At 70.3% G+C, this 13,610-nt stretch carries 11 protein-coding genes; 8 read left to right on the forward strand and 3 right to left on the reverse strand.

What is annotated here, in order from left to right; genetic code table 11:
• On the forward strand, positions 1-1,213 hold a 1,213-nt coding region (locus tag GUY60_RS23035; protein WP_161700856.1), incomplete at its 5' end, for a 2-oxoacid:acceptor oxidoreductase subunit alpha.
• Positions 1,206-2,285: a 2-oxoacid:ferredoxin oxidoreductase subunit beta gene (locus tag GUY60_RS23040; protein ID WP_161700858.1), complete on the forward strand. Its 1,080-nt coding sequence runs from the start codon at positions 1,206-1,208 to the stop codon at positions 2,283-2,285. The genes GUY60_RS23035 and GUY60_RS23040, both read left to right, overlap by 8 nt.
• A gap of 47 nt (positions 2,286-2,332) precedes the next feature.
• Here the strand turns inward: GUY60_RS23040 and GUY60_RS23045 are convergent, their stop codons facing one another.
• Complete coding sequence (locus tag GUY60_RS23045) at positions 2,333-2,716, reverse strand: winged helix-turn-helix transcriptional regulator (RefSeq protein ID WP_246235490.1); 384 nt, start codon at positions 2,714-2,716, stop codon at positions 2,333-2,335.
• A 104-nt stretch (positions 2,717-2,820) separates the two neighbouring features.
• Here GUY60_RS23045 and GUY60_RS23050 point away from each other — a divergent pair, with 104 nt between their 5' ends.
• The 4 genes from GUY60_RS23050 (at position 2,821) to GUY60_RS23065 (ending at position 6,845) form a co-directional block, all read left to right on the forward strand.
• Positions 2,821-3,678: an SDR family oxidoreductase gene (locus GUY60_RS23050; protein ID WP_161700860.1), complete on the forward strand. Its 858-nt coding sequence runs from the start codon at positions 2,821-2,823 to the stop codon at positions 3,676-3,678.
• Between the two features lie 429 nt (positions 3,679-4,107).
• Positions 4,108-5,022 carry an EamA family transporter RarD gene (gene rarD / locus GUY60_RS23055; protein WP_376771308.1) on the forward strand — a complete coding sequence of 305 codons (915 nt, stop codon included), beginning with the start codon at positions 4,108-4,110 and terminating at the stop codon, positions 5,020-5,022.
• A 122-nt stretch (positions 5,023-5,144) separates the two neighbouring features.
• Positions 5,145-5,603: a VOC family protein gene (locus tag GUY60_RS23060; protein ID WP_161700864.1), complete on the forward strand. Its 459-nt coding sequence runs from the start codon at positions 5,145-5,147 to the stop codon at positions 5,601-5,603.
• Between the two features lie 285 nt (positions 5,604-5,888).
• Positions 5,889-6,845 carry a M28 family metallopeptidase gene (locus GUY60_RS23065; RefSeq protein WP_161700866.1) on the forward strand — a complete coding sequence of 319 codons (957 nt, stop codon included), beginning with the start codon at positions 5,889-5,891 and terminating at the stop codon, positions 6,843-6,845.
• A 122-nt stretch (positions 6,846-6,967) separates the two neighbouring features.
• Here GUY60_RS23065 and GUY60_RS23070 read toward each other — a convergent pair whose 3' ends face one another.
• Complete coding sequence (locus tag GUY60_RS23070) at positions 6,968-8,281, reverse strand: LolA family protein (RefSeq protein ID WP_161700867.1); 1,314 nt, start codon at positions 8,279-8,281, stop codon at positions 6,968-6,970.
• A gap of 268 nt (positions 8,282-8,549) precedes the next feature.
• Positions 8,550-9,560 carry a polyprenyl synthetase family protein gene (locus GUY60_RS23075; protein WP_161700869.1) on the reverse strand — a complete coding sequence of 337 codons (1,011 nt, stop codon included), beginning with the start codon at positions 9,558-9,560 and terminating at the stop codon, positions 8,550-8,552.
• 349 nt (positions 9,561-9,909) lie between these two features.
• Here GUY60_RS23075 and GUY60_RS23080 point away from each other — a divergent pair, with 349 nt between their 5' ends.
• Both GUY60_RS23080 and GUY60_RS39145 read left to right on the forward strand, forming a co-directional pair.
• Positions 9,910-11,409 carry a peptide MFS transporter gene (locus GUY60_RS23080; RefSeq protein WP_161700871.1) on the forward strand — a complete coding sequence of 500 codons (1,500 nt, stop codon included), beginning with the start codon at positions 9,910-9,912 and terminating at the stop codon, positions 11,407-11,409.
• A gap of 35 nt (positions 11,410-11,444) precedes the next feature.
• Positions 11,445-13,610, forward strand: a 2,166-nt coding sequence (locus tag GUY60_RS39145) for a CocE/NonD family hydrolase (RefSeq protein ID WP_246235492.1), incomplete at its 3' end; no start/stop codon positions are given.

Genomic DNA, 13,610 nt, shown 5'->3' on the forward strand with positions numbered 1-13,610 from the left:
TTTCGCGGTCTCCTACGAGGTGGCGCCGGCGGCGTCGGCGTTCCCGACGGGCACGTACCGCAATATTTCAGGGAATCTGGCGCTGTCGTACGGTCTTGTGGCGGCGTCCCGGCAGGCGGATCTGCCGTTGTATCTGGGTTCGTACCCGATCACGCCCGCATCCGACATTCTGCATGAGTTGTCGAAGCACAAGAATTTCGGTGTGCGGACGTTCCAGGCGGAGGACGAGATCGCGGGGATCGGGGCGGCGCTGGGGGCGGCGTTCGGTGGCAGCCTCGCGGTGACGACCACGTCGGGGCCGGGTGTGGCGCTCAAGAGCGAGACGATCGGGTTGGCGGTGTCGTTGGAACTGCCTCTGTTGGTGGTGGACATCCAGCGGGGCGGGCCCTCGACGGGGCTGCCGACGAAGACGGAGCAGGCGGACCTGCTGCAGGCCATGTTCGGGCGTAACGGCGAGGCGCCGGTGCCGGTCGTGGCACCGAAGACACCGGCGGACTGTTTCGACGCTGCTTTGGAGGCGGCCCGGATCGCCCTGGAGTACCGCACGCCGGTGTTCCTGCTCTCGGACGGGTACCTCGCCAACGGCAGCGAGCCGTGGCGGATCCCGGAGGTCGATGAACTGCCCGATCTGCGCGTGCAGTTCGCGCAAGGCCCGAACCACACCCTGGACGACGGCACCGAGGTGTTCTGGCCCTACAAGCGCGACGAGCGCACGTTGGCACGCCCATGGGCGGTGCCCGGCACGCCAGGCCTGGAGCACCGGATCGGCGGGATCGAGAAGCAGGACGGCACGGGCAACATCTCCTACGACCCGGCCAACCACGAACACATGGTCCGCACCCGCCAGGCCAAGATCGACAACATCGACGTCCCCGACCTCGAGGTCGACGACCTGAGCGGCGACGCGAACCTCCTTGTGCTGGGCTGGGGTTCGACCTACGGCCCCATCACCGCCGCCGTACGCCGACTGCGCGCCGCGGGCGAGAGCGTGGCGCAGGTGCATCTGCGGCATCTGAACCCACTGCCGGGCAACCTCGGCGAGATCCTGGGGCGCTACGACAAGGTCGTGGTGCCAGAGATGAACCTGGGCCAGCTCGCCACCCTCATCCGCGCCAAGTACCTGGTCGACGCCCGCAGTTACACCCAGGTCAACGGCATGCCGTTCAAGGCCGAGCAGCTCGCCACGGCTCTCAAGGAGGCCCTCGATGGCTGAGACGTTCACCCACGGAACCGGCGGCATCGAAGCGCTGTCGCTGGTGCCGAAGGCCGAGGCCAAGCAGTCCATGAAGGACTTCAAGTCCGACCAGGAAGTGCGCTGGTGCCCCGGCTGCGGTGACTACGCGATCCTGGCGGCCGTGCAGGGCTTCATGCCCGAACTCGGCCTGGCCAAGGAGAACATCGTCTTCGTCTCCGGCATCGGCTGCTCGTCCCGCTTCCCGTACTACATGAACACCTACGGGATGCACTCCATCCACGGCCGCGCCCCCGCCATCGCGACCGGACTCGCCTCCTCCCGCCCCGACTTGAGCGTCTGGGTGGTCACGGGTGACGGCGACGCCCTGTCGATCGGCGGCAACCACCTCATCCACGCGCTGCGCCGCAACGTGAACCTGAAGATCCTGCTGTTCAACAACCGGATCTACGGCCTCACCAAGGGCCAGTACTCCCCCACCTCAGAGGTCGGCAAGATCACCAAGTCGACGCCGATGGGTTCCGTGGACGCCCCCTTCAACCCGGTCTCGCTCGCGCTGGGCGCCGAAGCCTCCTTCGTCGCCCGCACCGTCGACTCCGACCGCAAGCACCTCACCGACGTGCTCCGCCAGGCCGCCGCCCACCCCGGCACCGCGCTCGTCGAGATCTACCAGAACTGCAACATCTTCAACGACAACGCCTTCGAAGTCCTCAAGGACAAGCAGCAGGCCGAGGAAGCCGTCATCCGCCTCGAACACGGCCAACCGATCACCTTCGGCGCCGACAACCACAAGGGCGTCGTACGGAACCCGCAGACCGGAGACCTCGAAGTCGTCCCCGTCACCGACGACAACCGCTCGCAGATCCTGGTGCACGACGCCCACGCGGCGTCGCCCACCACCGCGTTCGCGCTGTCCCGGCTCGCCGACCCCGACACCCTCCACCACACCCCGATCGGCGTCTTCCGCGCCACCGACCGGCCCGTCTACGACAGGTTGATGGCCGACCAACTCGACGCCGCCATAGACCAGAACGGCAAGGGCGACCTCAGCGCCCTGCTCGCCGGCAACGACACCTGGACCGTCGCGGGTTAGCCCTACGAACGTCCCGTACGCGGCCCGGTTCTGCGCGCTTTCCGCGCTCAGGACCGGGCCTCGTCGTACCGCTCACGGTTCTGGAGGACCGCCTCGGTGCGCTGCTCGGTCCAGCGGCCGAGGGCGGAGACCTGTGCGGCCGCCTCCGCGCCGAGTTCGGTCAGCGAATAGTCGACGCGCGGCGGGATCACCGGCTGGGCGTCGCGGTGCACGAAGCCGTCGCGCTCCAACGTCTGCAGCGTCTGGGCCAGCATCTTCTCGCTCACCCCGCCGACATGGCGACGCAGTTCGCTGAAGCGGAACGAGCGCTCCCGCAGGGCGATCAGGATGAGCACGCCCCAGCGGCTCGTGACGTGTTCGAGGACGCCTCGCGAGGGGCACATCGGGGCGTTGACGTCCATCTTCATGCCGGGCTTCCAGCTTACTTCCATGTCAGTACCTTACTTCAAAGTGGGTACTTCCCCTTGGTTAGTGTCCAGCTTACGGTGGGGCCATCCCCGAGAACAAGCGTCTCAGCCCTCACAAGGAGCCCCCCATGATCGTTGTCACCGGTGCCACCGGACAGCTCGGCCGCCTCGTCGTCGAGCAGCTGCTCGCCGCCCAGGTCCCGACCGACCGGATCGCCGCCGTCGTCCGCGACAAGGAGAAGGCCGCGGACCTCGCGGCACGCGGGATCGAGCTGCGGATCGCCGACTACTCGGCGCCCGAGACCCTCGCCGGCGTCTTCGCGGCGGGCGACCGGGTGCTGTTGATCTCCGGCAGCGAGGTCGGCCGGCGGGTGCCGCAGCACCGGGCCGTGATCGACGCGGCGAAGGCGGCGGGCGTCGCGCTGCTCGCGTACACCGGCGTCCTCGGCGGCCCCGAGGCCGACTTCCGGCTCGCGGACGAGCACAAGGAGACCGAGCGCGCGATCCTCGACTCCGGCCTGCCGTACACCTTCCTGCGCAACGGCTGGTACCACGAGAACTACACCGCGAACCTGGCCCCGGTGCTCGCCCACGGCGCAGTCGTGGCCAGCGCGGGCGAGGGTCGCCTCGCCTCGGCCGCGCGCGCGGACTACGCCGCCGCCGCGGTAGCCGTACTGACCGGGGAGGGGCACGAGAACCGGGCGTACGAGCTGAGCGGCGATGTCGCGTGGAGCCTCGGGGAGTACGCCGCCGAGGTGGCCCGGCAGTCCGGCAAGGAGGTCCGGCACGAGAACGTGCCCGCCGAACAGCACCTCGCGGTCCTCACCGGCGCCGGGGTGCCCGAGCCGATGGCCGAGATCCTGGTGGACGTGGACGCGGCCGTGCAGCGCGGCAGCCTGGCCGGGCGCAGCGGCGACCTGACCCGCCTGATCGGCCGCCCGACGACCCCGATCGCCGAGGCGATCGCCGCCGCACTGAAGGGCTGAGCGACCCCGGGCGCACCCGGAGCGCGCCCGGAGCTCACCCCGAGGGGCACTCCGGGGAGGACCCCGAGCCGCAACCCGGGCAGGACCTCGAGCTAGACCCTGAGCCGCACCCCGAGAAGGCCCCGGACCCGCACCCCGGGCAGGACCCCGAGCCAAACCTCGAGCCGCACCCCGAGAAGGCCCGAGCCGCACCCCGAGCCCGATGCCCGCTCCGTGGGCTTTCTCCCGAATGGTCCGGCTGTCAGGACCGTATTCAGATACGGACATGACAGCCGGGCCTTTCCGGCGCTACCTTGCTTGACGGTGTCGCGACACAGGAGAGTGCCGTCGCGGACGCGGAGGGAACTTCGCGCTGAGCAGAGTGGAGGGGCCTTGAAGCCGTCGGGCGAGGGTCGCGCGGGACTGATCTACGGCTTTGCCGCCTACGGGATGTGGGGCCTCGTCCCCCTCTTCTGGCCGCTCCTCAAACCCGCCGGGGCCGCCGAGATCCTGGCCCACCGGATGGTGTGGTCGCTGGTACTCGTCGGCGCGGTGCTGCTCGTGCTGCGGCGCTGGGCGTGGGCGGGTGAACTGCTGCGCCAGCCCCGCAAGTTGGGCCTGGTGACGATCGCCGCCGCCGTGATCACCGTGAACTGGGGCCTCTACATCTGGTCGGTGAACTCCGGGCACGTGGTGGAGGCCTCGCTCGGCTACTTCATCAATCCGCTGGTCACCATCTCGATGGGAGTGCTGCTCCTGAAGGAACGGCTGCGGCCCGCGCAGTGGGCGGCGGTCGGCGTCGGCTTCGCGGCGGTGCTCGTACTGGCCGTGGGGTACGGGCGGCCGCCGTGGATCTCGTTGACGCTCGCCTTCTCCTTCGCCACGTACGGACTGGTCAAGAAGAAGGTCAACCTCGGGGGCCTGGAGTCGCTCGCCGCCGAGACCGCCATCCAGTTCCTGCCCGCGCTCGGCTTTCTGCTGTGGCTCGGCGCGCAGGGCGAGTCGAACTTCGGGCCGCACGGCGCGGGTCACGCCTCGCTGCTCGCCGCGACCGGCCTGGTGACGGCGATCCCGCTGATCTGCTTCGGGGCCGCGGCGATCCGGGTGCCGCTGTCGACGCTCGGACTGCTCCAGTACCTCGCGCCGGTCTTCCAGTTCTTGCTCGGCATCGTGTACTTCCATGAGGCGATGCCGCCCGAGCGGTGGGCGGGCTTCGCCCTGGTGTGGCTCGCGCTCACGCTGCTCACCTGGGACGCCCTGCGCAACGCCCGCCGCACCCGCGCCGAGGCGGTCCGCCTCGCGGCGGCCAAGGCGGTGGCGCCGGACGCCACGAAGGAAGCGGTACAGGGCACTTCGGCTTCCTGAGGCTTCCTGAACGGGCGCAGTACGGGGCCGCTCGCGGTACGGGGCCGGATCGCGCGGGACCGCTCGCGCGGGGCCGGTCGACGTCCAGGGGACTGTCAGTGCCCGGGTCTATAACTGGATCCATGACCGACATGACCGTCCAGTGGAAGATCGTCATCGACTCGACCGACCCGCACGCCCAGGCCGACTTCTGGGCCGCCGCGCTGGGTTACACGGTCGAGGACAACAGCCCGCTGATCGAGCAACTGCTCGCCGCCGGTGCCGTACCGCCCGAGCTCACCGTCGAGCACCACGGCCGCCGCTCCTGGCGCACCGCCGCGGCCGCCCGGCACCCGGAGGACCCGTACGACGAGAGCAGCGGGGCGGGCCTCGGGCGCAGACTCCTCTTCAACCACGTGCCGGAGAAGAAGACCGGCAAGAACCGGATCCACCTCGACCTGCACATCGGCGCCGATCGGCGCGCGGCCGAGGTGGCGCGCCTCGAAGGGCTCGGCGCGAGCACCCTGCGCGAGGTCGACGAGCCGGGCGGACAGTGGGTGGTCATGGCGGATCCGGAGGGCAACGAGTTCTGCGTGGCGTGAGGTTGGGCCCGTACGGCGTGGCCGGACCGGCTCAGGACCAGGTGGACCAGGACCAGGTGGGGACCAGGAACAGGTGGACCAGGACCAGGTGGACCAGCTCAATTAACGGCTGGTCCGAGGGGACTCAAGGGAACTCACCGGTATACGGAACAGCCGGACCGGTTTTCGCTCTTGACGTGGAGTCAGGGCTCACCGACCATCGGGGCGCACGTACCACGCGGCAACTCGCGACCCGCACGTCTCGTACCCCCCACCCTGTTCCCGTACGGAGCCCGGAGCCCCCACATGAAACTCTCCGCCCCGATACGCACCCTCACCGCCGCCGCGCTCCTCACCACCGGGCTGCTCGCGGCCCCGATGGCGAGTGCGGCACCCACCCCCGAGCGGCCGGGCGCGGCCGCTCTCGCGGCGCCCGACATACCCGTCGCCGACGTCAAGGCACATCTGTCGGAACTGCAGTCGATAGCCGACGCCAACGGCGGCAACCGGGCGCACGGCGAGCCCGGTTACAAGGCGTCCATCGACTACATCAAGGCCAAGCTGGACGCGGCCGGATTCACCACCTCCGTCAAGGAGTTCACCACCGGCGGCAGCACCGGGTACAACCTGGTCGCCGACTGGCCGGGCGGTGACGAGGGCCAGGTCCTGATGGCCGGCGCCCACCTGGACAGCGTCGACTCCGGTCCCGGCATCAACGACAACGGCTCGGGTTCCGCGGCCGTACTGGAGACCGCGCTCGCCGTCTCCCGTGAGCAGCTCAAGCCCGCCAAGCATCTGCGCTTCGCCTGGTGGGGCGCCGAGGAGCTGGGCCTGGTCGGCTCCCAGAACTACGTCGACTCGCTGCCCGAGGACGAGCGTTCAAAGATCAGCGGCTACCTGAACTTCGACATGATCGGCTCGCCCAACCCCGGCTACTTCGTCTACGACGACGACCCGGCCATCGAGAAGGTCTTCAAGGACTACTTCGCCGGCCTCAACGTCCAGACGGAGATCGAGACCGAGGGCGACGGCCGCTCCGACCACGCCTCGTTCCTCGACGCCGGGATACCGGTGGGCGGCCTGTTCACCGGGGCCGGTAACAGCAAGAGCAGCGCACAGGCGGAGAAGTGGGGCGGCACCGCGGGCGAGGCCTTCGACCGCTGCTACCACTCGTCCTGCGACACCACCAAGAACATCGACGAGACCGCACTCGACCGCAACAGCGACGCGATCGCCCATGCGATCTGGGAGCTCTCGTCCTGAGGCCGAGCCCCTGAGGCCAGGCTCCTGAGCCGGGAGCTTGAGGCCAAGCCCCTGACGCAGTGCGCCCCGTGGACCAGGTGGTCCACGGGGCGCTGTGCTTCACACCGATCCGGCGCCGCGCGTCACTTCGACGCGTTCGCCGCCTTCACCAGCGTGGCCTTGTCGACCGCGCCGACGTACACCTTGCCGTCGTCCGTCATCAGGGCGTTGACGAGGCGAGTGGAGAAGACCGTGCCGGAGCCGAACTCGCCGGTCACCTTGTCACCGAAGGAGTCGAGCAACTGCCCGGCCTCCGGCGGGAGTTCACCGGAACCGGAGGACGGGGCGCCGCCCTTGGCGCCGGTGTCGATGACCGCGACGGAGCTCCAGCCCTCGCCGATCACCTTCACGTCACCCTTGCCGTGCGCACCCTTGCCGTCCGCACCCTTGCCGTCCGCGCCCTTGGCCCCGCTGTCACCGAAGCCACCGTTACCGGCGAAGTCACCGAAGGGTCCGCCCTGCGGGGCCTCACCCTTCGACGCCTTCTTCTCCAGCTCGTCCGCCTCCGTGACCTTCGTACCCTTGGCGGGCTTGAAGTCGAACGTGGACGCCGCCGGCTTCGCGAAGTCGACCTCGGTGAAGCCCGCGTCGACCACCGCCTTGCCGCCACTGCTCGGGGCGAGCGTGAACTTCAGCGGTACGCCGTTCTCCGCGTCCACCGCGATCCGGATCGAACCGACCGTGGAACCGGTGCCCTTGGGCTCGACAAGCAGCTGGTAGGCATCGCGCCCGGCGACCTTCGCGGTGCCGTCGACGGTCACCGAGGTGGTCTCGTCGACCGCCTTCAGCGCCGCGTCGGCCAGATCCTTGGGCGTCGCCGGAACGCCGTCCAACTCACCGCCCCTGCCGCCGCCGTGCCGCTGCCCCTTGCCTACGCCTTCGCCCTCCTCGGCCTCCGCGTGGACGGCCTCCTTCGACCCGCTGTCGTACGCCCAGACGTCGGCGCCGTCGCGGATGACGCTGTACTCCGCCGCGTCCCCGAGGATCGACAGTTTCTGCTTGTCGGGGCCGTCGGCGGCGACCCGCAGGTGGTGCGTGCCGGTCGCCAGTTCCATCAGCTTGGCGTCGGGGCTCGCGGCCGAACCGCCGTCCCCGCTCCCGCCCTTGGGCGCGAACGACGAGGCCATCTCGCCCAGCGGCAGCCCCAGATCCGTGCTGATCTTGACGTCGCCGGACAGCTGCTGCACGTCCGACGCGGCGATCTTCTCGATCAGTTCCTGTGCGGTGATCTTCGGCAGCTCCGGGTCGCCGGAGTTCGCCAGCGCCGGGACGAGTCCGATGGTCGCCGCCGCAACTCCGGCCACGGCGGCGGGAACCGCGTAACGCGCCATCCTGCGACGGCCCGACGGCCGGTCCTCGGCATCCTCGGTGCGCTGTGCCGATTCGTACGGTGCCATGTGTGCCCTACCTCCGTGGTTCGGCGGCGGCCTGATCCGTGCACTGGTGACTCGTCCACCCCGCGCCGCCATTCTCACCCGAATTGGTCAGGAGTGGTGCTGTGTCGTCGACTTCGTGCATCTCCATACGACCAAATCGGCCGCCCCGAAGCGTCAGCCCCCGGACGCAACCTGACGTACTCCCCGGGGATGACATACGACGGCGGCGCCTCCCCCGTCCCGTAGGGGGAAGCGCCGCCGTCGGACCTCTCGTCAGGGTTCGGACCACTCAGCCCGCGCGGTGCACCACCGCGTCGCACAGCTCCACGAGGGCCGCCTTCGCGTCGCACTCCGGCAGCGGCGCGAGCACGGACCGCGCCTCCTCCGCGTACCGGATGGTGTCGCGGCGGGCCTGTTCGAGGGCCGGGTGGGCGCGCAGTCCCGCGAGCGCCTCGGCATGCCGGGCGTCGTCGCTGAGGTCGCCGGCGAGCAGCTCGCAGAGCGCGATGTCCTCGGGCCTGCCGTGCGCGGCGGCCTGCGCCCGCAGGTGCAGGACCGGGAGCGTCGGGATGCCCTCACGCAGGTCGGTGCCGGGGGTCTTGCCGGACTCGTGCGAGTCGGAGGCGATGTCCAGGACGTCGTCGGCCAGCTGGAACGCGGTGCCGAGGCGCTCGCCGTACTGGGTCAGGATGTCCACGACCGTCTCGTCGGCGCCGGACATCATCGCGCCGAAGCGGCCCGAAACGGCGATCAGGGAGCCGGTCTTGCCACTGATCACGTCGAGGTAGTGCTCGACCGGGTCACGGCCGTCGCGCGGGCCCGCGGTCTCCAGGATCTGGCCGGTGACCAGACGCTCGAAGGCCTCCGCCTGGATCCGGACCGCCTCGGGGCCGAGGTCGGCCAGGATGTGCGAGGCGCGCGCGAAGAGGAAGTCGCCGGTCAGGACCGCGACCGAGTTGCCCCAGCGGGTGTTGGCGCTGGCCACGCCGCGGCGCACATCCGCCTCGTCCATCACGTCGTCGTGGTACAGCGTCGCGAGGTGGGTCAGCTCCACCACCACCGCGGACGGTGCGATCCCGGGCGCGTACGGGTCACCGAACTGCGCCGCGAGCATCACGAGCAGCGGCCGGAACCGCTTGCCGCCCGCCCGCACCAGGTGCTGAGCGGCCTCCGTGATGAACGGGACCTCGCTTTTGGTGGCCTCGATGAGACCTTCCTCGACAGCAGCCAATCCGGCCTGGACATCGGCTTCCAGAGCCTGGTCCCGCACGCTCAGCCCGAACGGCCCGACGACGGTCACGAGGGGTTCTCCTGTCTGCTGACGATCACAAGTCGATTCACGGTCGATCACATGCCCGATGACACGGTTTGTCGATGTGTCGCTGCCATCACTCAAGTCAGCGTATCCGGTCGCGTTTCGATCACCACGGGCCCCCGCCCGTCCCGCACGCGATCCGCCCACCTGTCACACGGGTCGCTGAGGTACCCGCGGGGGTGGCTCCGGGGTGGCTCCGGGGTAGCTCGGGGGTAGCCCCCGGGGTCGGCTCCGGCGGCCGCGCGGGCACGAGGCCCCGACGGTATGTTCGTGATCAAGCATTTTCAGCCATCTGTCCGCTTCCCGATGTCACCGACCTGACGGAGTACGCGTCTTGTCCCGAAACACGCCCCCGGCCGCGGACACCGAACCGCCGCCCGGTGACGACCGGGCCTTCTTCGGGCAGCCGCGCGGCCTGCTCACGCTCTCCGGCCTCGAGGTCTGGGAGCGCTTCTCGTTCCTCGGCATGCAGGCCATCCTCGTCCTCTACTTCGCGGATTCCGTGGCCGACGAGGGCCTTGGCATGGACCCCGGAACGGCCGCCTCCGTCTCCGCCGCGTACGGCACGCTCGTCTATCTCGTCTCGGTCGCCGGCGGCTGGCTCGCCGACCGCATCCTCGGCTCGTACCGCGCGGTCCTGTGGGGCGGCATCCTCATCGCCTGCGGCCACTACTCCATGGCCGTGCCCACCGCCGCGATGACCTGGGTCGGGCTCGGCCTGATCAGCGCGGGCACCGGACTGCTCAAGCCGAACGTCGCCAGCATGGTCGGCAAGCTCTACGCCACCGAGGACGACCGCCGCGACGCCGGCTTCGCCCTGTACTACATGGCCATCAACATCGGCGCGTTCCTCGGCCCGCTCGTCACCGCCTGGCTCGGTGAGCACCAGGGCTGGCACTGGGGCTTCTCGGCCGCCGCGGTCGGTATGACGTTCGGTCTGATCCAGTACGTCGCGGGCCGCCGCCATCTGGCCGGGCGCAAGGCGACCGCGGAGTTCGCGCTTCCGCAGCAGGCGATGCGGCGCGCGGTGCTCCTCATCGTCGTCGGCGGGCTCGCCCTCGCCGTGCTCGCGGGCATCCTCGCGGCCACCGGCTGGCTCACCATGGACCGCCTCGTCGACCTGCTCACCCTGATCTCGGTGATCGCGCCCGTCGTCTACTTCGTCTGGATGTTCCGCAGCCCCCGGGTCACAGCCGAGGAACGCGGCCGGCTGCGCCCGTACATCGTGCTGTTCCTGGCGTCCGTGGCCTTCAACTTCATCCTCTTCCAGGCGTACTCGACGATGATGCTGCTCGCGTCGACCAACGCCCGCACCGAGATCCTCGGCTTCCACTTCCCGGCCGGCTGGTACGCCTCCGCGCTCGGCGCCTTCGAGGTCGCGCTCGCGCCGGTGGTCGCCACGGTCTGGGCGCGGATGGGCCACAAGCAGCCGCACGCCTCCAACAAGATCGCCCTCGGCGTGATCCTGGGCGGCCTCTCCTTCCTCCTGATGGTCCTGCCCACCTCCGGTCACGAGGGCGACACGTACAAGATGGCGGCCTGGTGGATCGTCGGCTCGTACCTGCTCCTCGGGCTGGGCGACGTCCTCCTGGAGACCTCCGGGATGTCGGCCACCACGAAGCTCGCGCCGAAGGCCTTCGCCAGCCAGACCATGGCCCTCTGGTTCCTCTCCCTCGCCCTCGCCAACGGCATCCAGGCCCAGGTCGTGAAGGTCTACGGCGAGGTCTCCAACCCCGTGTACTTCGGCGTCAACGGCGGCATCGCGGTCGCCGTCGGCCTCGCCGTGATGGCCGCCGCACCCTGGCTGCGCCGCACCATGTACCCCGTCCACTGAGCCCTCGCGGCCTCGCCCCCTGAGGTTGATCCGCCATGCGCATCCGCACCGAATTCCCGTACGAGACCACCCGCGAGGACGTCCGCATCCCGCTTCCGGACGGGACTCTGCTCTACGCGCGCGTGTGGCGGCCGGTCACCGGCGGACCCGTGCCCGCGCTGCTCGAGTACCTGCCGTACCGCCTCAGCGACTGGACGGCTCCGCGCGACTGGCAGCGGCACCCCTGGTACGCGGGGCACGGCTACGCGTCCGTGCGCGTCGACGTGCGCGGGCACGGCAACTCCGAGGGGCTGCCCGGCGACGAGTACTCGGCGACCGAACTCGCCGACGGTGTCGCCGTGGTGGAGTGGCTCGCCGAGCAGCCCTGGTGCAGCGGCAAGGTCGGCATGTTCGGCATCTCCTGGGGCGGCTTCAACTCCCTCCAGATCGCGGCCCTCGCCCCCGAGCCGCTCAAGGCGATCGTCACGGTCTGCTCGGCCGACGACCGCTATGACAACGACGTGCACTACATGGGCGGTTCCGTGCTCGCCGTCGACATGCACGCCTGGGCGGCGACCATGCTGGCCTTCGTCTCCCGGCCGCCGGACCCTCAGTTCGCCGGCGACGCGTGGCGTGCGATGTGGCTCCGGCGGCTCGAGTCCGTGGAACCGTTCATCCACACCTGGCTGCACCACCAGACCCGCGACGCGTACTGGCGGCACGGCAGCGTCTGCGAGGACTACTCCACGATCAAGGCCGCCGTGCTCGCCGTCGGCGGCTGGCACGACCCGTACCGCGACACGGTCCTGCGCCTCGTCGAGCATCTGCCCGGCCCGGCACGGGGGTTGATCGGCCCGTGGTCCCACCAGTACCCGGACCGCGGCCTTCCGCCGGGCCCGGCGATCGGCTTCCTGCAGGAGACGCTCCGCTGGTGGGACCACTGGCTGAAGGACGGCCCCGAGCCGGCCGGCGTGGGCGCGGATACGAGGGTGGGCGCTTCGTCGGGTACGGGTGCGGGTGCTGGTACCGGTGCTGGTACGGGTGCGGATGAGGGGGCGTTGGGGGGTGGTGCCGGGCCCGAGCGGCCCGAGCCCGAGCGGCCGGGGTCCGGTGAGGTCGGTTCCGGTTCCGGTTCCGGTGGGGTCATGGGCGAGCCGAAGCTGCGCGCCTGGATCAGCGAGTCGCATCCGCCCGCCACGGTGTACCCGGAGCTCGCGGGCCGCTGGGTGGGTGTGGCCTCATGGCCGTCCCCGCAGGTCACGCCCATGACGTACGCCTTCGGTGGTGCGCCGCGGCCGGTGCGCTCGCCGCAGCAGACCGGCCTCGACGCGGGCCGCTTCTTCCCCTTCGGCAACGACGCGGACCTGCCGCCCGACCAGCGCGACGAGGACGCGAAGTCGGTGTGCTTCGAGTTCGAGGTGCCCGATCGCCTGGAGATCCTGGGGCGGCCGGGCGTCACGCTCCGGCTGACCCTGGACACCCCGCGCGGCCAGGCCGTCGCGCGGCTCTGCGACGTGGCCCCGGACGGTTCGTCCACGCTTGTCACCCGCGGTGTGCTCAACCTGTCGGCGCGGCACGGCCGGGACCGGAACGAGCCCTGGCAGCCCGGCACCACCCAGGACGTGACGTTCGAACTCAACGGCATCGGGCACTCCTTCCCCGCCGGTCACCGCATCCGCCTCGCGGTGTCCTCCGCGTACTGGCCATGGATCTGGCCCCAGCCCGGCTCCGAGGCGGGCTTCACGCTCGACCCCGCGGGCAGCTCCCTGACCCTGCCGATGTGGAACCCCGACTCCGCCGAGCCGCCCTATGTGTGCGACGAGCCCGAGCAGTCCGAACCCCTCGGCGTCGTCCAGCCGGAGACCCTCGAGGAGCCCCGCCCCGAGCGCCTCGTCGTACGCGATGTCGCCCGCGGCACCTGGCGCCTCGAGGTCGACCCGCGGTACGGCGGCACTCGGATCTACCCGGACGGCCTGGAGTTCAGCGAGGACGCCCTGGAGACGTACGAGATCGACGAGCGGGACCCGCTGAGCGCCCGCACCCGCTCCGACTGGTCGATCCGGCTGCACCGGCCCGAACTCGGCTGGGACGCCCGGGTGGAGACCCACTCCACGATCACCTGCGACGCGGACGACTTCATCACCTCCGACGAGGTGATCTGCCGCGACGGCGAGGAAGTCCTCTTCCACCGGACCTGGGAGAAACGGATCCCCCTGTCTCTT

This window comes from Streptomyces boluensis, from assembly GCF_009908195.1.
Lineage (GTDB): Bacteria > Actinomycetota > Actinomycetes > Streptomycetales > Streptomycetaceae > Streptomyces > Streptomyces boluensis.